Raw genomic sequence first — 21,046 nt, 5'->3', positions numbered from 1 at the left:
CGGCACTCCAGAGAGCATCAGCCCTGACTTTTTCTGCATGAAATCCGCCGATGCGGGCGGGCCTCCCCGCCGTGGTGCAGGGCGGGTGGCCGTCATGCCCGCGCATGGTGCGCAGGCGGGTGCGCGGGCGGGGCGCAGGCCCCGTGGCGGGGCATGCGCGGCATGCGCGGGCGCGGTGCCTTGCGCACCGCACCGGGATCAGCGCAGGTTGCGCTCCAGAGCGCGGTCCTTGATGAAGAAGGCCGCGAACAGGCCCAGCGTCACGCCGAACATCACATAGAAGGCCGGCGCCATGGGCGAGCCCGTGGAGCGGATCAGCCAGGTCACGATGAACTGCGCGAAGCCGCCGAAGATCATCACCGCCACGTTGTAGGCCATGGACATGCCGGCCGAACGCACCTGGGGCGGGAACAGCTCGGCCATCACCGTGCTGAACACGCCGAAGAACACGGCCACGAACACGCAGACCACCAGCTGGGTGATCAGCAGCTTCTGCACCGTGGGGCCGTCGGTCAGCCAGGCATACAGCGGGTAGAGCACGACCAGGTAGCCGATCAGCGAGCCGATGGTCAGCATGCGGCGGCCCACGCGGTCAGACAGGGCGCCGAAGAACGGCATGATCACCACCATCAGCGCGGCGCCGGCCATCTGCACCATGAAGGCATCGCGCATGGGCAGCTTCAGCGTCACCGTGGCATAGGTCACCAGATAGGTGAAGGTGATGTAGATGGACACCGTGGCCGTGACCACCAGGCCCATGCCCACCAGCGTCTCGCGCGCATGCGTGCGCAGCATCTCCATGATGCCGATCTGGCGCGCCTTGCCGCTGGCCTGCGCGGCCTGCATTTCCTTGAAGACCTCGGGCTCCTCCACATGGCGGCGGATGTACAGCGCCACCGGAACGATCAGCAGGCCCACGGCGAAGGGCACGCGCCAGGCCCAGGCCATCAGTTCCTCCTCGGTGAAGATCTCGGTGATCAGCGTGCCCGTGGCCGCGCCGATCAGCAGGGCCAGCATCTGGCCGGCCATCTGCCAGGAGCCATAGAAGCCGCGCTTGCCGGGCGGTGCCAGCTCGATCAGCAGTGCCGTGGACGTGCCGAACTCGCCGCCGGCCGCAAAGCCCTGCAGCAGCCGCGCCAGCACGATGAACAGCGGCGCCAGGATGCCCACCGCCGCATACGTGGGCGCCAGCGTGATCAGCGCGATCGCCACCGCCATCAGGCCCGTCACCATCACCATGGCCGCCTTGCGGCCCTTGCGGTCCCCGTACAGGCCCAGCAGGATGCCGCCCACGGGCCGCATGAAAAAGCCCACGCCGAACACGGCCGTGGTCATCAGGATGCGGTTGATGTTGTCGTCCGGATTGTCGGGATTGCTGGGGAAGAACAGCTTGGCGACGATGGGTGTCATGAAGGCGAACACCAGGAAGTCATACCACTCCAGCGCGTTGCCGATGACGGCAGCCACGATGTTGCGGGTCGAGACGGTTTGCTTGGTCAAAGCAGGGTCCATTTCCGAAAAGGGATTGAAAAGACGGCAGTCACGCCCGGGGCATGGGTCGGCGTGCCTGCCCGGGCCGCAACCCGGGCGTACACTGCTTCGCCATATGCAATGCCTATGCCATGGCCTGCGTCGTCCACGAAGGGCGGCGCAGGCCATGGCGCAGATGGAACCACATGACTACCTGGAAAAACACCCGCGACTGGCTGGAAACACTGGTCGCATTCGACACCACCAGCCGCAACTCCAACCTGGCGCTGATCGAGTGTGTACGCGATGAGTTGGCCACGCTGGGCGTGAGTGCCCGATTGTTCCACTCTCCGGACGGCGCCAAGGCCAATCTCTTCGCCACTTTGCCGGCCCACAACGGCGAAACGCAGGGTGGCATCGTGCTGTCCGGCCATACCGACGTGGTTCCGGTCGATGGCCAGCAGTGGAGCACCGACCCCTTTGCGCTCACCGAAAAGGGCGGGCGCCTGTATGGTCGCGGCAGCTGCGACATGAAGGGCTTCATCGCCGCCTCGCTGGCGCTGGTGCCCGAATTCCTGGCCACGCAGCGCGCCAGGCCCGTGCACCTGGCGTTCTCGTACGACGAGGAAATCGGCTGCGCGGGCGCGCCCGTGATGATCAACCAGCTCAAGGCCGAGGGCGCGCGCTTCGACGGCTGCGTGGTCGGCGAGCCCACCAGCATGCAGGTGGTGGTGGCGCACAAGGGCATCAACCTCTACCGCTGCCGCGTGCACGGCAAGGCCGCGCATTCGTCGCTCACGCCGCGCGGCAGCAATGCCATCGAGTACGCGGCGCGGCTGATCTGTCGTATCCGGGACATCGCCGACCACTTCAAGGCGCACGGCCCCTACGACGAATTCTTCGACGTGCCCTTCACCACCATGACCACCAACCAGATCCAGGGTGGCATCGCGGTCAACACCATCCCCGAGCTGTGCGAATTCGCCTATGAATTCCGCAACCTGCCCGGCATGTCGGTGGATGGCATCCAGGCCCAGGTCGAGTCCTATGTGCGCGACGAACTGCTGCCGCGCATGCGCGCCGAATTCGCCGACGCGCGCATCGAGATCGAGACCGGCGCCAGCGCGCCCGCGCTGGAAGCCTCGGAAGAAGCCGCCATCACCCAGCTGGTGCGCGCGCTGACCGCCGACCAGGAAAAGCGCAAGGTGGCCTACGGCACCGAGGCCGGCCTGTTCCACAACGCCGGCATTCCCACCGTGGTCTGCGGCCCCGGCTCCATCGAGCAGGCGCACAAGCCCGACGAGTTCGTCGAGCTGGCCCAGCTCGACGCCTGCGAGCGCTTCCTCAGCAAAATGGGCACGAGTCTGTGATCACCCCCTGAGTCGCTTCGCGCCTTCCCCCTCTCTTCGGAGGGGGACGACACCCTTGCTGCGGGGCGGCCCTTGCTCGGTGTCCCTCGCCTTGGGGGCGCGGGAGTTTCGAGGTCAAGCTCAAGAAATCTCGTCTTGCCCCGCTCAGCGCACCGGGATGGCGATGGGCCGCAGCGGCGCGGCGTCGCCGCCGCGGATCTTGAGCGGGCCGCCGATGAAGGCGAACTCGTAGACCTTGTCGCGCGACAGATCGTCCAGCGCCACCAGCTCCATGATGGGCACGCCCTTTTGCGCCAGCAGGTAGCTGTGCAGCGGTACGTAGTCGTCGTCCACCTCGGACGGGAACGTCTCCAGGCTCAGGGTGTCGGCGCCCACGATCATGGCGCCGCCTTCCTCCACCAGGAAGCGCGCGGCATCCAGGCCCAGGCCCGGCGGCTTGGCCATGTAGGCCAGGGGCTGGCCGTACAGCTTCATGCGGCCCGTGCGCACCAGCACGATGTCGCCCTCCTGCAGCGTCACCTTCTGGCGTGCCAGCGCATCCTTGAGGTCCTGGCGCGTGATGCGGTACTGGTCGGGCAGCATCTCCAGGCCCTTGGCGGCCGCCACGTCGATCAGCACGCCGCGCGCCACCAGCGGCGGGAATTTCTCTATGCCCGTGCGCTGCCAGCCCCGGTCGCCCAGATGCTGGTCGGCGCTGAAGCCGTTCCAGATCCTGCCGCGTATGCCGAAGTGGTTGAGCGCATCGATGTGCGTGCCCGTGTGGCTGTACATGGAAAACGCCGTGCCCGTGTAGCTGCGCGTGGCGTTCATGTCCTTGCCCACGTTCATGGGATCGTCCACCACGGTGCCGCGCGGCGTGTGCGTCATCCAGAACTGGTAGTGCGGATCGCCCGCGTCCTGCCAGCTGGGCATGCCCACGTAGTACTCGGTGGCCAGGTCATAGACCTGCCCGCCCGTGATGCGCTGCAGGATGGCCGCGCGCGAGGCCGGCGTGATCAGGTTCAGGCGGCCGATCTCGTCGGCCGGCCCCCAGGGGCTGGTGCCCACGTCCTGGCGTGCGCCGGCCGGAGGCTCGTGGCCGCCATGGGCCTGGGCGGCTGTGCCCGCGAAGGCGGTGGCCAGGGCGATCACGAGAGAGGGCAGCGCCATGCGGCGAGCGAAGCGTTGGAGAGTCATGCAAGAGTCCTTGGTCTGCTGAAAAAGGGCGCGCATGCCGCGCGCGAGGGAAGGCGGAAAAACGCCGGTGAAAAAAGCAAAGACGGGGGCGCTCAGGCCGCCAGGAAGTGCAGGCGTTCGCGCAGCGCAGCCAGCGACTGGGTCTGCAGCGGCGGCAGGCGCGGCGCGATCAGCGTGGGAATGGAGCGCAGGCCCATGCGCTGCGCCAGCGCGCGGTCCTGGCGCACCTGCTCCAGCGCCTGGGCGCCTTCCATGCAGCCCGCGAAGGCATTGCGCTCGAAGCCTGTGCGCGTGGCGATGTCCAGCAGCACTTCGGCGTCGCCGATGTTGCGGTGCTCGCTCATGTGGGCATGCTGGATGGCGTCGAACAGATCCCAGTGCGCGTCATCGCCGCCCAGGATCTGGGCCGCCTGGCAGGCCAGTGCGCCGGCCATGCCGCTGGGGTACTCGAAGGCCTCGCGGCGCATGCCCTCGATGTCGATGCGGTCCTCGTCGTCATGCTCCGCGCAGGCCTGCCAGTGCTCCAGGATGACCTGCTTGGCGCGCTCCATGGAGCCGAAGGCCGCCACCATCTCGGCGCGCGAGGCCTGCAGCACGAAGCTGCGGTGGCGCACGCGCAGGCCCAGCTCGCGCGCCACCTGGCGCAGGCGTGGCGACATCACGTAGCACCAGCCGCAGACCACGTCATGGAAGAAGTCGATGGCGGGGGCGACCGCAGGCGCCGCTGCGGGCGCCGCCTGCAGGGCCTGCTGCGGCGAGGGCGCCGCCGCATCCTGCGCGGGCAGGGCGCAGGAAAAATCATTGCATTGCGTCATGCTTGTGTCCTTCATGGCTGTGATGGACGGCAAGCGTAGGCCGCAGGCCCGGCGCGAAAAAGGGGCGTGCGCTTGAGGAACTCTTAACGCGGCGTCAACAATCCTCGCCCATGGCGGCAGGCAGCTCCTCGGCCAGGAAGTCCACGAAGGCGCGCACCTTGGGCAGCAGGTGGCGCTGCGTGGGATAGACCGCGTAGACATGGCGGGCCTGCGCCGCCTGGTCCGCAAGGTCCAGTGCGACCAGCTGGCCTGCCGCAATCGCCGGCCGCGCCAGGAACGAGGGCAGGGCGCCAATGCCCAGGCCCGCCACCAGCAGGTCGCGCAGCATCAGGCTGTTGTTGACGTTGGCACGCGCCTCGGACGGCGCCTGGGGACTCTCGCCCGCTTCGCGGGGCGCATGCGCCAGGCTGTAGTTCAGCAGCGCATGGCCGCGCAGCGCGGCGGCACTGGCCGGGCGGCCATGCGCCTGCAGATAGGAAGGGGCCGCGCACAGCATCTGCGACAGCGAGGCCAGGCGCCGCGCGATCAGCGAGGAGTCCGCCAGCTCCGCGCTCAGGCGGATGGACACATCGAAGCCCTGGCCCACCGCATCCACCAGCCGGTCTTCCATGGACAGGTCGATCTGCAGCTGCGGATGGCGCTGCATGAAGCGCGCCAGCAGCGGTGCCAGCGTGCTCAGCGCAAACGACAGCGGCGCATTCACGCGCAGCCGGCCGGCCACCTGCTGCGACTGTGCGCGCACCGACTGCTCCAGCGCATCGAATTCATCAAGCAGCCTGCAGCACTCTGCGTAGTAGGCCTGGCCCGTGTCGGTCAGGCTCATGCGGCGCGTGGTGCGCTGCAGCAGCACGGCGCCCAGATGGGCTTCGAGCGCGCGCAGCTGCTTGCTCAGCGCGGCCGAGGACAGGTCCAGCGCGTCGGCCGCCTTGGCGATGGAGCCTAGTTCTACGATGCGCCGGAAGGCGCGCAAGGGGGTCAGCGTATCCATGGGGAAAAAGCAAAGAGTGGCGCGCAGCGTAGCAGGCCGCTCGGGTTTGCCGGGGCATGCCTGCGGGGGCAGGGGCGACAATCGCCAGGTACGGCGCGCCCGCCGCGCCCCTTTGTCTTCACCGAATCTGTCCATCCCATGCCCCAGACCACTCCCGCCTGCCCCCAGTGCGGCCTTGAAAACACCTATCCCGACGCCACCAGCTACATCTGCCCCGACTGCGCCTTCGAATGGCCCATGCAGGCCGAAGAAGAGTCCGGCGAAGCCGCCGCTGGCGACGGCATCGCGCGCGACGCCAACGGCAATGCGCTGGCCGACGGCGACGCCGTGATCCTGGTCAAGGACCTCAAGGTCAAGGGATCGTCCACCGTGCTCAAGAAGGGCAGCAAGATCAAGGGCATCCGCCTGGTCGATGGCGCCGACGGCCACAACGTGGACTGCAAGACCGAACTGGGCTCCATGCTGCTCAAGTCGGAGTTCCTCAAGAAGGCCTGATCATGCTGGCGCTGTCGCTTGCGGTATCGGCGGTCCTCGGGCTGCTGGCGCTGTGGGTGTTTGCGCCCTTGTTCATTGCGCTGACCGCTGGCGCGGTGGTGGCCCTGCTGCTGCTGGCACTGGCCGGCCGTACGGGTCTCACGGGACGCACCGCGCGCACCCTGCCCGTGGCGGGCTGGTGGGCCGTTGCGCTGTGCGCCGGCGCGGCCTGCGTGGCCATGCTGGTGCTGCTGCCCGACCGGCTCGATGGCGCGCCCTTCCTCGCCTTCGGCATGGGCCTGCTGGCGGCCACCTGCGCCGGGGCGCTGGTCTGGTTGACGGGCTGGCTGATCGCCGGGCGGCAGCCTGTGCAGGTGTCCTGGTGGACCGGATCGGCCCTGGCCGGCCTGGGCGCCTTCCTCGCCCTGCTGCTGGGCAGCCCCGACACGGCGGGCTGGATGGCCTGGCGCGACCAGCTGCGCGGCTACGAGGCCGTGCCGCTGCGCATCACGCTGGCCGAAGCGCCCACGGCGCAGCGCGAGCAGGCCCTGGCCGAACTGCTGCAGCCCTTGCTGGAGCAGGGCAGCCGTGCCGTCCGCCATCGCCAGTCCACGCGCTTCGGCAACTCGGTAGAGCATGCCGTGGTGCCCGCCCGCTGGCGCATCGAGGGCAGGCTGCTGGAGATCATGCTGGCCGAGAAGCCACCCGCGCCCCTGCTCAGCGCCCATGTCGCTTTGCTGGAGCAGTTCGCCGCCAGCGGCCCCGCCCAGGCGGGCCAGGCACCGTCCTGGCTGATGCTGGCCAGCGCCCAATGCCTGCCGCCACCGCGCCTGCGCGAGCTGTCGCGCCTGCTAGGCCAGGGCAGCGAGCTGCTGGCCCGCGCGCGGCGCTGCACGCAGCAGCGCTCGGCGCAATTGCAGCGCCTGTGGCCGCTGCTGGCCGGCAGCGTGGAGCGCGTGGAGGTGGGCGAGGCGCGGCGCTTTCATCCGTGGCTCGGCCTGCAGCGCTGGCAGGCTGTGGCACTTCCCGACAATCCGGAGCCTTAGGCGGGCTCCACGTCCTTCCACTGGCCGGGCTCCAGGCCGTCCAGCGTGTAGGGTCCGATGGCCGCGCGCACCAGCCGCAGCGTGGGGTGGCCAATGGCCGCCGTCATGCGGCGCACCTGGCGGTTGCGGCCTTCGCGGATGACCAGTTCGATCCAGCAGTCGGGAATGTTCTGGCGCACGCGGATGGGCGGGTCGCGCTGCCACAGCACGGGCGGCGGCTCCAGCCGGCGCGCCTGCGCGGGCAGCGTCATGCCGTCGTTGAGCTGCACGCCCTGGCGCAGGGCCTGCAGCGCGGCCTCGTCGGGCAGTCCCTCGACCTGTACCCAGTAGGTCTTCTCCATCTTGAAGCGCGGATCGGCAATGCGCGCCTGCAGCGGGCCGTCATTGGTCAGCAGCAGCAGTCCTTCGCTGTCGGCGTCGAGCCGGCCTGCCGCATGCACGCCCGGCACGTCGATGTATTCCTTGAGGCCACGCCAGCGGCCCTCGGGGGTGAACTGGCTGAGTACGCCGTAGGGCTTGTTGAAGCACAGCAGGCGTGAGGGGCCGGTGTCGGGCCGGTCGGCGAAGGCGGGTCGGGCGCGCAGGGCCGGGCCTGCAAAAGGGCGCAAGGGTGGGCGTTTTCTGGGTTGCATGGACTCAGCGATTGTCGTCGGGATAGACCGCACGCACGCACTCCAGCCAGGCCCTCGCCGCGCGTGACAGATAGCCGCTGCGCCACAGCTGCACCACGTCCCAGTGCAGTTCAGGCCCCACCAGCGGGCGGCTGGACACGCGCCGGGGGTCGAACCGCGCGATCACATGTTCGAACATCACGGCCACGCCCACGCCTTCTGCCACCAGGTCGCCGATGAAGTCCCAGTAGCGCGTCTGCAGCCGCACCTGTGGGCTGAAGCCTGCCGCCGCGCAATGCTCCAGCACGGCCTGGTGCAGGGCGAAGTCCGAGGTGTAGAACACAAAGGGCCGCCGGGCCAGCTCGCTCCAGTGCACGGGTGCGTTCGGGTCGGGCACCTCGTGCGCGGCAAAGGCCACGCGTGTCTTCTGGTGGGCGATGGTGCAGTACTCCAGGCCCTCTCCGGCCAGGTCGCCACCCGCCTCGCCCGCGCCGTGCAGGCCCAGCGCCATGTCCAGCTTGCCGTCCAGCAGCAGCTGGCGCTGGGCGCGTGCGCCCTGCTCCTGCACATGCAGTTCCACGCCCGGATGCAGTTGCTGAAAGCGCGCGATCACGGGCGCCATGTAGTGCCCGGCCGTGGGCATGATGCCCACGCTCAGGCTGCCGCGCGCAATGCCGTCCACCTCGGCCACCTCCTGCAGCAGCTGGCGTGACTGCTCCAGCACCTGCAGGCCGCGCGCGTGGACTACCTGGCCTGCGTCGGTCAGTTGCACACCGCGCCCCTCGCGCAGCAGCAGCGGGCCGCCCAGCTCCTCCTCCAGCGCCCGCACCATCTTGCTGATGGTGGGCTGGGTCACATGCAGCGCCTCGGCCGCACGCGTGAAGCTGTTGCAGCGCACCACCTCGACAAAGTAGCGCAGCGCGCGCAGGTCCATGAGGATTCCTTTTATGCATGGGAAAAATGGAAATTATTCATTTTACGAATCTGAGTGCAAACCCTAGGATTGCCCCATGTCAAAGATTTCCGCCACGCCCGTCCTGCGGCCGCAGGTGTTTCAGGGTCTGCTGCACCGCTGCTGGCCGCTGCTGCGCGGCGTGCTGCAGGTGGGGCTGCTCAGTGCGCTGTGGGTGGCCATGGAGGCCGTGCGCGCCCATTTCGGCTGGGGCATGCCGGCTGGGCTGATCGGCTTCGCGCTGCTGGCCGTGGGCCTGTTCAGCGGGCTGGTCAAGGCCCGCTGGCTGCAGGGCGGCACCAACTGGCTGCTGGCCGAGATGCTGCTGTTCTTCGTGCCCGCCATGCTGGTCGTCACCGAATACACCGACCTGATCCAGCACCAGGGCCTGCGCATCCTGGGCGTCATCGTGGCCAGCACGGCCTGCGTGATGGCCGCCACGGCGCTGGCCGTGGACCGCGTCTACCGGCTGGAGCTGTGGCTGGCCCGGCGCCGCTCCACGCGCGCCGGGCTGCACAGGGAGCAGGAGTGAACGCCATGTCCGACCAGGCCATAGGCCTGCTGTCGCTGCTGGCCACGCTGGCCTGCTATGCGGCCAACAAGCGCGTGTACCGCCGCCATCCGCATCCGCTGCTCATGCCCATCGTCGCCACGCCCATGGTGCTGATCGCGCTGGCGCTGCTGACCCATGTGCGCTACCCGCAGTACATCGCCCAGACGCACTGGCTGGTCTGGCTGCTGGGCCCCACCACGGTGGCCTTTGCGCTGCCCCTGCACGAAAACCGCCACTTGCTGCGCAAGCACTGGATGTCGATCGCCACCGGCGTGCTCGTGGCCAGTGGCGTGTCCATTGCCACCACCATCTGGTTCGCACAGGCCTTCGGACTGCCCGTGGACCTGCAAAAGGGCCTGGCCGTGCGCTCGGTGACCACCCCCTTCGCCATCGAGGCCGAGCGCGTGCTGGGCGGGCCCACCGACCTGGCCGCGCTGTTCGTGCTGCTCACGGGCGTCAGCGGCATGCTCATGGGCGAGACCATCCTGCGGCTGCTGCCGCACGTGCGCAGCAAGCTGGCTGCGGGCGCCATTCTGGGCGGTGCCGCGCATGGCAGCGGGGTGGCGAAGGCGCGGCAGTTTGGGGATGTGCAGGCGGTGGTTGCTTCGTTGGTGATGATGATTGCGGGGGCGTTGAATGTGGTGGTGGCGCCTTGGGTGCGGGTGCTGTTTTTCTGAAGTGATTTGCTGAAGTGATGCGGGAGCTACTATCCGTGACCGGGGTTTGATGGCTGGGGTTTTGGGGACCCGGCTGTCTTTGGGTTTGGGGCGGGATGGGGCTACCCGTAAGGGCGTCCGCATGCCTTGCACATGTTCTTAACTCCCGCCCACCTTGTTGCTTTTGGCTTAGGTGCAATCTTTTGCCCCTGCCGGGTGGTTGTTTTTCGAGGCCGGGTCTCGGCCCGGCAGCCGACTGCCCTTTCTTGATTCGCCAAGAAAGGTCAGATCAAAGAAGGCGACCGGTACGACTCACACTCATAGGTGACACATCAGTACAAGGACATAGGTAACAGATCCAAGCTTGGCAGCTGGAGCCAACAGCAGCCAAGGAGCGATCACCATGCCCTGGAAGGAGTGCGCACCCATGGACGAGAAACTGCTCTTCATAGCCGACCATCTGCGCAGTGGCGTGCCGCTGAGCGAGCTGTGCAGGCGCTACGGCATCAGCCGCAAGACGGCCTACAAGTGGGTTGAGCGTTACCGCCAACTGGGCATGGATGGATTGCAAGAACGCAGTCGCAGGCCCCACGGGAACAATCAGGCGATCAGCTATGCACAGCGCCGGGCCATCATTGAGCTGCGCACGCAGCAAAGGTCACAGATGGGGCCCAAGAAGCTGCACGCTTTGCTCCTGCAGCGTTGGGGCCCACAGGAGACACCCAGCAAAACCACCATCTACAACGTGCTGAAGGCTGAGGGGCTTGTTTGCAGCAGGCGTGTACGCAGACGCTCGGTGCCTACGGCCCAGCCCTTGCGAACGAGCAAGCAGCCCAATGGAGTGCAGACTACAAAGGCCAGTTCAAGACAGCCGATGGTCACTGGTGCTATCCATTGACCATCATGGACCACGCCAGCCGCTATTTGCTGGCCGTGCATGTCTACGACAGCCCCAACTACGAGGATGCCAAACGCAGCTTTGAACAGGTGTTTCGGCAATACGGACTGCCCGAGCGCATACGCAGTGACAACGGTCCGCCGTTCGCGACTACTGGCGTGGCGGGCCTGTCACGCCTGGCGATATGGTGGATAAGGCTGGGCATCAGGCCGGAGCGCATCGAGAGGGGCAAGCCACAGCAAAACGGTCGCCACGAGCGGATGCACCGCACGCTCAAGCATGCCCTGGGCAAAGAGCCTGCGGCGGACAAAGCGGCATTGCAGATGCAGCTCGATGCCTTTGTGGAGCACTACAACCAGCAGCGCCCGCATGAGGCCTTGCAGCAAAGCATGCCGGCCCAGCACTACAGCGACTCGGCCAGGCCATACCCCTCAAAGCTACCCGAGCTGCAGTACCCGAAGCATTGGGAAAGAGTTCGAGTCAGCCACAACGGCTTGATTTACTGGCGAGCGCTGCGGGTCTACATAGGCTACCTGCTGGCGGGGCAGTGGATCGGGATGCAGGAAGTGGCCGCTGGCCAGTGGGATGTGTATCTGGGGCCGGTGCGACTGGGCTGCTTCAACGAAGAGGATGTGCGAGGACCCCAGAAGGACTATGTGAGCTTGAAGTGTTACCCATGTCTGTGAGCTGAGTTGTTACCCATGTCCTTGACACGTACAACCCGGATGTCCGCGACCCCTTTGATGTCGCCCCCGTATTCCCGACCCCACCCTATTCGCAATAAAGCAGCTGGTCAGCCCCTGCAGCCTGTTGCCGCCTGAACTCCCGAGGCGACCGCATTTTCAGCGAAGAATGCGGATGCACCTCGTTGAAGTGCTCGAAGGCCGCAGGCAGTTGCGCCAGTACCGTCTGCGCGTCATTCAGGTCCATGCGCGCCACATAGTCGCGCTTGAAGGTGTTGACGAAGCTCTCGGCCATGCCGTTGCTCTGCGGGCTGCAGACGGGAGTGTTGATGGGCTTCAGGCCCAGCGCGCGTGCCAGCGCCCTCGTTTCGGCGGCGATGTAGGCACCGCCGTTGTCACTGAGGAACTCCAACTCCTGGCCCTGCGGGACCGCTTCGACCGAGCCGAAGCGGCGCTCCACGGCCTCGATGAGCATCTCGCGTACCGGCTCACCTGGCAGCCCTTTGCCCTCCCACGCGCGCCAAGCCATCACCTCACGGTCGCAGCAATCCTTGGTGAAGGTGGCCGTCACAGTCTGACCTGAATCGCACTTGATTTCCAGACCATCGGAGCACCATCGAAGGTCGCTGCGCGAGACCGCAACACGGCCCTCATGCGAGCGTGCGGACTGGCGCCGGCGAGGCGCCTTGGGCAGCAGCAGAGCGGCTTGTGCCATGACGCGATAGACGCGTTTGGCATTGACCCTCGGGGCGCCCCGTGCCGCACGCTGGCGGTTCACCAAGGCACAGGCACGTCGGTAGCCATAGCTGGGCAAGTCGGCAATTTGCTGGCGCAGTTCGGCGAGCAGCCCGGCATCGTCGCTGGGTGTGCGATGGCTGCGGCCATCGGTCCAGTCTTCACCGCGCCCAAGCAGGTCGCGCACATGCGAGCGCGCCAGCCCCATCGTCCGGCAAACCGTCTTCACTGGTCGTCCCCGGGCAACAAGGGCGAGCGCGCAATCCACTTTTTTTCTGCGGCGTACTCCACGGCTTCCTTGAGGATTTCGTTCTCCAAGGTTTTCTTGCCGAGCACGCGCTGCAGCTTGGCGATTTCCGCGCGAGCAGCCGCCAGTTCGGATGCGGGCACGACTGCCTCGCCAGCGGAGACGGCGGTCAAAGCACCTTGCCGTTCGAGCTTGCGCCACTGGAACAGCAGTCCAGCCGAAACGCCTTCCTGCCGAGCGACCAATGACACGCTCATGCCTGGTTCGTAGGTTCGGCGCACCAGCGCCGCCTTCTCTGCGAGAGACCAGCGCCTGCGGCGCTGGTCCTTCACGACTACCTCTACTGACTCCGTATGCCTAGTCATATGCACAGTCCTGTTCCTATCTTCAAAGATAAGCGATAGGACGGGGCCGGGGAATCAGGGGGCTATCTCACCTTCGCTGCGCTGCGGGGCCACCTGCGCCGTGGCGGTTGCGGGGTTCGCCGTGAAACTCACTTCGCTCTGCGAGCTACGTTCAAACAATCACGGCGAGTCAGATGACGAAGCAGTCCTGTCCTGCGGCAGGACTGCAACCCCGCAACCGCCACGGCGCAGGCGCGGACATACGGGGAGTGGGTGCGGGCCTTCGCTGCGCTCGGCCTGGAGTGCTGGGGCGCTTGCCCTCTTGAAAGCCTCTATCATCGCGGCAGCCCCCTGTTCCGGGGCCGGTGCGTAAGAACACCCAAAACGAAGCGGTGCGGCCTCGCCGTCAAGGAGGCCTTGTCACGTCTGATTTCCGGAGCGTGGGCGCAAGCCTGCGTTCCTGCGGTTACGGACGGGATGGGGCTACCCGCAAGGGCGTCCGCACGGCTTCGTTCGTGTTCTTAACATCCCGTCCACCTGTCTGTGCGTAAGAACACGGGCCGGTGGTTTTTGTTCTCACGAAGGAGTACGAAACCATGCACGGCATTTCTTCTTTTGCATTCCCCTCTGTCACCCAAGCGCCTCACTCTCGCGCATCTGCCGTGGGAAGGGTTGCGCCATGAGTACCGCTTCCACAACCCTGACCCAGCCCACGCCGCAGCAGTTGAGCCATGCCGTGACCGAGATCGGCCGGCTGACGCTGCAGGGCAGCAGCGAGGTGTATTCCCTGGGCCAGATGGCGCTGGCCTGGCTGGAGCGGCCCGAGGGCTACCGCAATCTGGAGGTGGTGGCCAATGCGCTGCAGGCCATTTGCGGGGCTGCGCAGCGGATGGAGGAACTGGTGGAGGACGAGGTCAACCACGTGCATTGCCTGCAGGAAGACCCGGCGTATCTGCGGCGAATGGCGGCTGCTGCGGCGGCGTTCCAGCGCTGATTCAGGCCTTCTTGTGCCAGGCCTGCCGGGGCATTGCGCCCCGGGTTTCTGCAAATCAATCTAGGTCAGTTAGTTTCTTGAACCTGCCTGATGTATTCCATCCACGTCCTTTTGCACAAGATACCTGCGTGTAGCCGAGATCTTTTCGGATGATCATCTCTTCACTGACAGCACATATCTCTCCTTTTTCCAACACGAAAGCGACAATCAAGGGATGATCGTTGTTTTTATAAATATCCACGGTATCCATTGCCTCCCATTGACCCGTTGGCTTATAACTGCAGGCGGTCAATGCTATTGCGGAAATGATTCTGGTAGTGTTGGTGATTATTCTCATTGAATAATCTCTCTGAGGTTGGTTCTATTTTCTGGACTATTCAATTCCGAACTGACTTCATGCCATTTTGTCTGATTTTTGAATGACCGCTTTATTTTTTGATGACTGCCCAGGTATATAATTTTATTCACTCAATTTCTTGAATTTTCCTGTTATCTCCCATCCACTCCCCTTTGCGCATGAGACCTGTAAATAGCCCAAGTCTTTTCTGATAACGGGTTTTTTGCTTACAGCGCAAATCTCACCTTTTTCTATAACGAATGCAATTTTCAACGGATGGTCATTTGTAGTGTAGACATACAAATCTTCTGTTGCTTCCCATTGCCCTGCGGGCATGTATTCGTCGGGGTTGCTGCATGCGCTCAATACGGTGGCAACGCAGGCTGTTGCACATGTTGAAAAAGCTTTTAGCAGTTTGCGGCAGGGATCGCGTTGCATATGTCCGTTGAGCAATTGCTGGACAGTGAACACGTCTTTTGGATGGTTCATTGCCGCACGCCCCACGGGGCCGGAAATTCTTGCAGTTGTTGCCATGGTCTCCCTCCGGTATGGACACCGGCCGGCTGAAGCCGGCTCTCACGTTGGGGAAGATGCTATGCAAGGCCCTGGTGCAATGGACGGGGCGGTCTGCACTTTCGCGCACGAGAATTGACTGTGGGCGCAACGACGAATGAAAAACGCCATCCGCATCGTTTTGTTGCGGATGGCGTCAGTGATGAAAGCAGTCGCCAGCACCTGGCGGCTGCTTTGGGTTCAGCCTCAGGCCAGCGTATACGCCGTCTTCACCGTCGTATAGAACTCCTGCGCATAGCGGCCCTGTTCGCGCGGGCCGTAGCTGCTGCCTTTGCGGCCGCCGAAGGGCACGTGGTAGTCCACGCCGGCCGTGGGCAGGTTGACCATGACCATGCCGGCCTGGCTGTGGCGCTTGAAGTGGGTGGCGTGCTTGAGGCTGGTGGTGGCAATGCCTGCGGCCAGGCCGAAGGGCGTGTCGTTGGCCACGGCCAGGGCTTCTTCGTAGTCCTTGACGCGGATGACGCTGGCCACGGGGCCGAAGACTTCCTCGCGGTTGATGCGCATGGCGGCTTGTGTGTCCACGAACAGGGTGGGCGCCATGTAGTAGCCCTTGTTGCCGCTGCCGGTGTGGCATGCGGCCGTTGCACCACCCGCAGCCAGCACGGCGCCTTCGGCCTTGGCGATTTCCACGTAGCTCAGGTCCTGCTCCAGCTGGGCCTGGCTGACCACGGGGCCCATGTCGGTGCCTGCGGCGCGGGCGTCGCCCACCTTGATCCTGGCCATGCGGGCCTGCAGGGCCTCGATGAAGGCGGGGTAGATCCTGTCGGTGACGATGAGGCGGCTCGATGCCGTGCAGCGCTGGCCCGTGGAGTAGAAGCCGCTTTGCGCGGACAGCTCCACGGCCTGGGTGAGGTCGGCGTCGTCCAGCACGATCTGCGGGTTCTTGCCGCCCATCTCCAGCTGCACCTTCTTGCCGCTTTCCACGCAGGCGCGGGCAATGCCGCGGCCCACGCCGACGGAGCCGGTGAAGCTGATGGCGGCCACGTCGCTGTGGCGCACCAGGGCATCACCGATGACGCGGCCCGGGCCCATGACGAGGTTGAAGACACCAGCCGGAATGCCCGAGCGGTGAATGATGTCGGCCAGCGCCCAGGCGCTGCCGGGCACGAGGTCGGCAGGCTTCAGGACCACGCAGTTGCCGAAGGCCAGGGCCGGGGCGATCTTCCAGGCGGGAATGGCGATGGGGAAGTTCCACGGCGTGATCAGGCCCACCACGCCGACGGGCTCGCGCGTGATTTCCACGCCGATGCCGGGGCGCACGGAGGGCAGGGTTTCGCCGGCCAGGCGCAGGCATTCACCCGCGAAGAACTTGAAGATCTGGCCTGCACGGCCGACTTCGCCAATGGCTTCGGGACGGGTCTTGCCTTCCTCGCGCGCCAGCAGGTCGCCCAGCTCTTCCTTGCGGGCCAGGATTTCGTTGCCGATCTTGTCCAGGGCGTCGTGGCGGGCCTGGATGCCCGAGGTGCTCCAGGCGGGAAAGGCCGCGGCCGCCGCGGCGATGGCGGCTTCCACATCGGCGGCATTGCCCTGGGCGTACTCGCCGATCACATCGGACAGGTCGCTGGGGTTGGTGTTGGCGCTGTAGCCGTCGGCGGCCTTCCATTGGCCGTTGATGAGGTTGTCGTAGCGGGACATGAGGTGCTCCGGGAAAGGGGTAACGGAAGGAAGGGGTCAGCGGACCATGCAGGGGCGCTTGTTGTCGAAGGTCCAGCCGGGAATCAGGTATTGCATGGCCATGGCGTCATTGCGCGCGCCCAGGCCGTGCTCCAGGTACAGGGCGTTGGCGCGCTGCAGCGCGGCGCGGTCCACGGTGACGCCCAGGCCCGGGGTCTTGGGCACTTCGACGAAGCCGCCCTTGATCTGCAGCGGGTTCTGGGTGAGGTACTGGCCGTCCTGCCAGATCCAGTGCGTGTCGATGGCCGTGACCTTGCCGGGCACGGCGGCGGCCACGTGGGTGAACATGGCCAGCGAGATGTCGAAGTGGTTGTTGGAGTGCGATCCCCAGGTCAGACCCCAGTCGCGGCAGGTCTGGCCCACGCGCACGGAGCCGGCCATGGTCCAGAAATGCGGGTCGGCCAGGGGGATGTCCACGGACTGCAGCGACAGCGCGTGCACCATCTGGCGCCAGTCGGTGGCGATCATGTTGGTGGCCGTGGGCAGGCCGGTGGCGCGGCGGAATTCGGCCATGACTTCGCGGCCCGAGAAGCCGTTCTCGGCGCCGCAGGGGTCTTCGGCATAGGCGAGCACGCCGTGCATGTCGCGCATGAGGCGGATGGCGTCCTTGAGCAGCCAGCCGCCGTTGGGGTCCAGCGTGACGCGCGCCTGCGGAAAGCGCCTGGCCAGCGCGGTGACGGCCTCCACCTCCTGCTCGCCGGCCAGCACGCCGCCCTTGAGCTTGAAGTCGTTGAAGCCGTAGCGCGCGTGCGCCGCCTCGGCCTGGCGCACGATGGCGGCCGGGTCCATGGCGGTCATGTGGCGCACCTGCGTCCAGTCGTCGCTGCCGCTTTGGTCTTCGCCGGGCTGGACGTAGGGCAGATCGGTCTTGTCGGTGGGGCCGGTGAAGAACAGGTAGCCCAGCATCTCCACGCGGTCGCGCTGCTGGCCTTCGCCCAGCAGGGCCGCCACGGGCACGCCCAGGTGCTGGCCCAGCAGGTCCAGCAGGGCCGACTCCACGGCGGTGACGGCATGCACGGCAATGCGCAGATCGAAGGTCTGCAGGCCGCGCCCGCCCGTGTCGCGCCCGGCCAGGGCCTGCTGCAGGTTCTGCAGCAGCTTGAGGTGGTTGCCCACGGACTGGCCGATGAGCAGCGCCTTGCTGTCCTCCAGCGCCTGGCGTATGCCTTCGCCGCCAGGCACTTCGCCCACACCGGTGTGGCCCGCGCTGTCGTGGATGAGCACGATGTTGCGCGTGAAGTAGGGCGCATGCGCGCCGCTGAGGTTCATGAGCATGCCGTCGCGGCCGGCGACGGGAATGACTTCGATCTCGGTGATGGTCGGGGTGGAGGACATGGCGTGCTCTTGGATCGTTTGGATCGGTCTCTGGGAAAAAACGGCTATGCGGCGGCGGTGGCCGCCTGCTGCGCGGCGGACCACGGCACCTCGGCCTCGGGCCGGCCCGTGGCGATGAACTGCGCCAGGTTGCGCAGCACGAGGTCGGCCATGGCGCGGCGGGTTTCGTGCGTGCCGCTGGCGATGTGGGGCGCAAGCACCACGTTGTCCTGCGACAGCAGCTCGGCATGGGGGCGTGGCTCGTCCTCGAACACATCCAGGCCCGCGCCTGCGATGCGGCCCTGCTGCAGGGCCTGGACCAGGGCGGCCTCGTCGACCACGCTGCCGCGCGCCACGTTGATCAGAAAGCTCTGCGGGCCCAGCGCGTCCAGCACCTCGGCGTTGACCAGGTGCTGCGTGCCGTCGCCGCCTGCGGCCGTGATGACGAGGAAGTCGGCCCAGCGCGCCAGCTCCAGCAGCGAGGGCTGGTAGAGGTGGGGCGATCCCTCGACCGGGCGGCGGTTGTGATAGGCCACCTCCATGTCGAAGCCGGCCGCGCGGCGCGCCACGGTGGAGCCGATGCGGCCCATGCCGAAGATGCCCAGGCGCTTGCCGCTGGCGCGCGTGCGGATGCCGAAGCGGCCTCGGCTCCAGTCGCCCCGGCGCACGAAGCGGTCGGACTCGCTCAGGCCACGCGCGGCGTCCAGCAGCAGCGCGAAGGCCATGTCGGCCACGCAGTCGTCCAGCACGCCTGGCGTGTAGCCCACGCGGGCGCCCTGGCGCAGCAGGGACTCGCGGTCCAGCGCGTCAAAGCCCACGCCGAAGCTGCTCACGAAGCGCAGCCTGGGCAGGGCCTGCACCACGCTCGCGGGCACGCCCATGGCAGCCGAGGTGACCAGGTATTCGAACTGCGCGCCGTGCTCGGCGAGAAAGCGCTCGCGGTCGGGCTGCTCGGACAGCAGCGTCACCTCATAGGCCTGGGCCAGTTCGGCATCGAGCTGGGGCAGCGGCATCTTGCCGAACTGGAGAACGCGTGGACGGGAGGTCGCCATGCCTTGGAATCCTTGGAACTTGCAGGGGCTGGAAGCCCCGGTGAAAAGGGCCTGCGGTGCGCAGGCCAGCGGGCAAAGGTAGGCGGGCAAAGGCCCGGGGACCGGCCCGTTGTTTCCAGCTCAATCAGCGGTGATTTTTCGGGTCTGGATCAGTTGCTTCCAGCGCTCCGATTCCTGGGCCTGGTAGCGCGTGAATTCCTCGGGCGTGTTGCCCACGATCTCCAGGCCCTGCTCCACGAAGCGCTTGCGGATGTCGGGCTGCTGCACGGAGGCGATGGCGGCCTTGGCCAGCTTGGCCTTCACATCGGCGGGCAGGCCCTTGGGGGCGGCCAGGCCTTGCCAGGAGTAGACCTCGGCGCCCTTGACACCGGCCTCGGCCAGCGTGGGCACATCGGGCAGCACGGGCGAGCGCTGGCTGCCGGTCACGGCGATCGCATGCAGCTTGCCGCTGCGCAGATGGGGCAGCACGGCGTTGACGTTCTGGAACGAGAAGTCCACCTGGCCGCCGATCAGGTCGGTGATGGCCGGGGCGCCGCCCTTGTAGGGGACGTGCATGCCTTCGGTGCCGCTTTGCTGCCAGAACAGCTCGGCCGACAGATGGTCCGAGGAGCCGTTGCCCGAACTCGCGAAACTGATCTTGCCGGGGTTGGCCTTGAGCGCGGCGATGACCTCGGCCACGGTGCGGGCCTTCTGCGCGGGGCTGGCCACGAGCACGTTGGGTGCCTGCACGGGGATGGTGATGTAGTCGAAGTCCTTGCCTGCGTCATAGGGCACGTTCTTGACCAGGTGCGGCGTGACCACGAAGGGGCCCAGCGAGGCCACCAGCAGCGTGTAGCCATCGGCCGGTGCGCGCTTGACGGCGCCTGCGCCGATGGTGCCCGTGGCGCCCGGGCGGTTTTCCACCACGAAGGGCTTGCCCAGCTGCTCGCCCATGCTCAGGGCCATGGCGCGCGCCACCGTGTCGGTGGAGCCTCCGGCCGGGAAGGGCACGATGATGTTGACGGCCTTGTCCGGAAAGCTGCCGGCCGCCTGCGCCGTGAGGGCCAGTGCGGCACCCAGCGTGATCAGAATCTTCTTCATGTTCTTGTCTCCTGGGGGGCGCAAGGGCCGGACTGGCCCCTGCGTCCGGTCTTGTTGCTTATTGCGGGCCGAGCTTGTCGATCAGGGCCTTGAGCTCTTCCAGCTCGGAGGGCTTGAGGTCCGTCAGCGGGGCGCGCACGGGGCCTGCGTCGTGGCCGACCAGCTTGGCGCCGGCCTTGATGATGCTCACGCCGTAGCCTTCGACGCGGTTGCGGATCTTCAGGTAGGGCATGAAGAATTCCTTGAGCAGCTTGTGCTGCGTGGCCATGTCGTCGGTGCGCACGGCTTCGTAGAACGCCATCGCCGTCTTGGGGATGAAGTTGAAGACGGCCGAGGAGTACACCGGCGTGCCCAGGGCCTTGTAGGCGGCCGCATAGACCTCGGCTGTGGGCAGGCCGCCCAGGTAGGCGAAGCGATCGCCCATCTTCATGAAGATGGCGGACATGGTCTCGATGTTGCCCATGCCGTCCTTGAAGCCCACCAGGTTGGGGCAGCGCTCGGCCAGGATGGCCAGCGATTCGGGCGTGAAGCGGGTGCGGTCGCGGTTGTAGACGATGACGCCGAACTTCACGCTCTTGCAGACCTGCTCCACATGGGCGATCAGGCCTTCCTGGCCGGCTTCGGTCAGGTAGTGGGGCAGCAGCAGGACGCCGTGGGCGCCCAGGCGCTCCGCTTCCTGGGCATGGGCAATGGCCGTGCGCGTGGGGCCGCCGGCGCCCGCGATGATGGGCACCTTGCCGCGGCAGGTGTCCACGGCGGTCTTGATGATCTGGCCGTATTCCTCGCCGTACAGCGAGAAGTACTCGCCCGTGCCGCCGGCCGCGAACAGCGCGCTGGCGCCGTAGGGGGCCAGCCATTCGAGGCGGGCCGCATAGCCCTTGGCATTGAAGTTGCCGTTGCTGTCGAAGTCCGTCACGGGGAAGGACAGCAGGCCGGAACTCATCACGTCTTTGAGGTCTTGGGGGGTCATGGTGCTCTCGGGAATAAGGGTGGGGAAGAAAGAA

At 66.4% G+C, this 21,046-nt stretch carries 20 protein-coding genes and 1 pseudogene; 7 read left to right on the top strand and 14 right to left on the bottom strand.

The annotated features are described in order from the left end of the window. Nucleotides 1–198: 198 nt before the first annotated feature. Complete coding sequence (locus tag BO996_RS01835) at nucleotides 199–1,512, bottom strand: MFS transporter (RefSeq protein ID WP_071953865.1); 1,314 nt, start codon at nucleotides 1,510–1,512, stop codon at nucleotides 199–201. Nucleotides 1,513–1,676: 164 nt separating this feature from the next. Between BO996_RS01835 and argE the strand changes: the two genes are divergently transcribed. Beyond that, nucleotides 1,677–2,840: an acetylornithine deacetylase gene (gene argE / locus BO996_RS01830; RefSeq protein ID WP_071953864.1), complete on the top strand. Its 1,164-nt coding sequence runs from the start codon at nucleotides 1,677–1,679 to the stop codon at nucleotides 2,838–2,840. A 144-nt stretch (nucleotides 2,841–2,984) separates the two neighbouring features. Here the strand turns inward: argE and BO996_RS01825 are convergent, their stop codons facing one another. From BO996_RS01825 to BO996_RS01815, 3 genes are all read right to left on the bottom strand, one after another. Next, nucleotides 2,985–4,016, bottom strand: coding sequence for a cyclase family protein (locus BO996_RS01825; RefSeq protein WP_071953863.1), 1,032 nt, complete (start codon nucleotides 4,014–4,016; stop codon nucleotides 2,985–2,987). A gap of 92 nt (nucleotides 4,017–4,108) precedes the next feature. Continuing rightward, the gene (locus tag BO996_RS01820; protein ID WP_013800118.1) at nucleotides 4,109–4,831 is read right to left on the bottom strand and encodes a DsbA family oxidoreductase; all 723 of its coding nucleotides are present in this window, start codon (nucleotides 4,829–4,831) and stop codon (nucleotides 4,109–4,111) included. A gap of 94 nt (nucleotides 4,832–4,925) precedes the next feature. Further along, nucleotides 4,926–5,819: a LysR family transcriptional regulator gene (locus BO996_RS01815; protein ID WP_071953862.1), complete on the bottom strand. Its 894-nt coding sequence runs from the start codon at nucleotides 5,817–5,819 to the stop codon at nucleotides 4,926–4,928. A gap of 138 nt (nucleotides 5,820–5,957) precedes the next feature. Between BO996_RS01815 and BO996_RS01810 the strand changes: the two genes are divergently transcribed. Continuing rightward, nucleotides 5,958–6,314 (top strand): zinc ribbon domain-containing protein YjdM, encoded by a 357-nt coding sequence (locus BO996_RS01810; RefSeq protein WP_071953861.1) that lies wholly within the window; start codon nucleotides 5,958–5,960, stop codon nucleotides 6,312–6,314. A 2-nt stretch (nucleotides 6,315–6,316) separates the two neighbouring features. Continuing rightward, on the top strand, nucleotides 6,317–7,339 hold the full coding sequence (locus BO996_RS01805; RefSeq protein WP_071953860.1) for a hypothetical protein: 1,023 nt from the start codon (nucleotides 6,317–6,319) through the stop codon (nucleotides 7,337–7,339). On the opposite strand, the gene BO996_RS01800 is transcribed toward BO996_RS01805, so the two are convergent. Continuing rightward, nucleotides 7,336–7,971 (bottom strand): pseudouridine synthase, encoded by a 636-nt coding sequence (locus BO996_RS01800; RefSeq protein WP_013800122.1) that lies wholly within the window; start codon nucleotides 7,969–7,971, stop codon nucleotides 7,336–7,338. The genes BO996_RS01805 and BO996_RS01800 overlap by 4 nt on opposite strands. A gap of 4 nt (nucleotides 7,972–7,975) precedes the next feature. Then, nucleotides 7,976–8,884 (bottom strand): LysR family transcriptional regulator, encoded by a 909-nt coding sequence (locus BO996_RS01795; RefSeq protein WP_013800123.1) that lies wholly within the window; start codon nucleotides 8,882–8,884, stop codon nucleotides 7,976–7,978. A gap of 76 nt (nucleotides 8,885–8,960) precedes the next feature. Here BO996_RS01795 and BO996_RS01790 point away from each other — a divergent pair, with 76 nt between their 5' ends. The 3 genes and pseudogenes from BO996_RS01790 to BO996_RS30015 all read left to right on the top strand — a co-directional run bounded on the left by BO996_RS01790 (nucleotide 8,961) and on the right by BO996_RS30015 (nucleotide 11,695). Then, nucleotides 8,961–9,434: a CidA/LrgA family protein gene (locus tag BO996_RS01790; RefSeq protein ID WP_071953859.1), complete on the top strand. Its 474-nt coding sequence runs from the start codon at nucleotides 8,961–8,963 to the stop codon at nucleotides 9,432–9,434. 5 nt (nucleotides 9,435–9,439) lie between these two features. Then, on the top strand, nucleotides 9,440–10,132 hold the full coding sequence (locus tag BO996_RS01785; protein WP_013800125.1) for an LrgB family protein: 693 nt from the start codon (nucleotides 9,440–9,442) through the stop codon (nucleotides 10,130–10,132). A 382-nt stretch (nucleotides 10,133–10,514) separates the two neighbouring features. Further along, nucleotides 10,515–11,695 (top strand): annotated as a pseudogene (locus BO996_RS30015) (integrase core domain-containing protein). An 85-nt stretch (nucleotides 11,696–11,780) separates the two neighbouring features. On the opposite strand, the gene BO996_RS01775 reads toward BO996_RS30015, so the two are convergent. Further along, nucleotides 11,781–13,039, bottom strand: a protein-coding gene (locus tag BO996_RS01775; RefSeq protein ID WP_232240349.1) for an IS3 family transposase whose coding sequence is annotated in 2 segments (ribosomal slippage) — nucleotides 11,781–12,709 and nucleotides 12,709–13,039 — 1,260 coding nt in all. Because the reading frame shifts where the segments join, the coding sequence is not laid out codon by codon here. A 658-nt stretch (nucleotides 13,040–13,697) separates the two neighbouring features. On the opposite strand from BO996_RS01775, the gene BO996_RS01765 reads away from it, so the two are divergent. Beyond that, entirely contained in the window at nucleotides 13,698–14,012 is a 315-nt protein-coding gene (locus tag BO996_RS01765) for a hypothetical protein (RefSeq protein WP_071953857.1), read from the top strand. Nucleotides 14,013–14,067: 55 nt separating this feature from the next. On the opposite strand, the gene BO996_RS28885 is transcribed toward BO996_RS01765, so the two are convergent. From BO996_RS28885 to kdgD, 7 genes are all read right to left on the bottom strand, one after another. Further along, the gene (locus tag BO996_RS28885) at nucleotides 14,068–14,349 is read right to left on the bottom strand and encodes a hypothetical protein (RefSeq protein ID WP_156897922.1); all 282 of its coding nucleotides are present in this window, start codon (nucleotides 14,347–14,349) and stop codon (nucleotides 14,068–14,070) included. A gap of 123 nt (nucleotides 14,350–14,472) precedes the next feature. Beyond that, nucleotides 14,473–14,883, bottom strand: coding sequence for a hypothetical protein (locus BO996_RS28880; protein WP_156897921.1), 411 nt, complete (start codon nucleotides 14,881–14,883; stop codon nucleotides 14,473–14,475). A 225-nt stretch (nucleotides 14,884–15,108) separates the two neighbouring features. After that, a complete protein-coding gene (locus tag BO996_RS01760) occupies nucleotides 15,109–16,557 on the bottom strand; it encodes an aldehyde dehydrogenase family protein (protein ID WP_071953856.1) in 1,449 nt (482 codons plus the stop codon). A 36-nt stretch (nucleotides 16,558–16,593) separates the two neighbouring features. Next, a complete protein-coding gene (locus tag BO996_RS01755; RefSeq protein WP_071953855.1) occupies nucleotides 16,594–17,931 on the bottom strand; it encodes an enolase C-terminal domain-like protein in 1,338 nt (445 codons plus the stop codon). Nucleotides 17,932–17,975: 44 nt separating this feature from the next. After that, a complete protein-coding gene (locus tag BO996_RS01750; RefSeq protein WP_071957003.1) occupies nucleotides 17,976–18,962 on the bottom strand; it encodes a 2-hydroxyacid dehydrogenase in 987 nt (328 codons plus the stop codon). Between the two features lie 120 nt (nucleotides 18,963–19,082). Further along, nucleotides 19,083–20,042, bottom strand: coding sequence for a Bug family tripartite tricarboxylate transporter substrate binding protein (locus BO996_RS01745; RefSeq protein WP_012202189.1), 960 nt, complete (start codon nucleotides 20,040–20,042; stop codon nucleotides 19,083–19,085). Between the two features lie 58 nt (nucleotides 20,043–20,100). Beyond that, on the bottom strand, nucleotides 20,101–21,012 hold the full coding sequence (kdgD, locus tag BO996_RS01740) for a 5-dehydro-4-deoxyglucarate dehydratase (protein WP_012202190.1): 912 nt from the start codon (nucleotides 21,010–21,012) through the stop codon (nucleotides 20,101–20,103). Nucleotides 21,013–21,046: the final 34 nt, after the last annotated feature.

It is taken from the genome of Delftia sp. HK171 (assembly GCF_001886655.1).
Classification (GTDB): Bacteria; Pseudomonadota; Gammaproteobacteria; order Burkholderiales; family Burkholderiaceae_C; genus Comamonas; species Comamonas acidovorans.
Note: the sequence above shows the minus strand (reverse complement) of the source record. Positions and strands in the feature narration are given on the sequence as shown.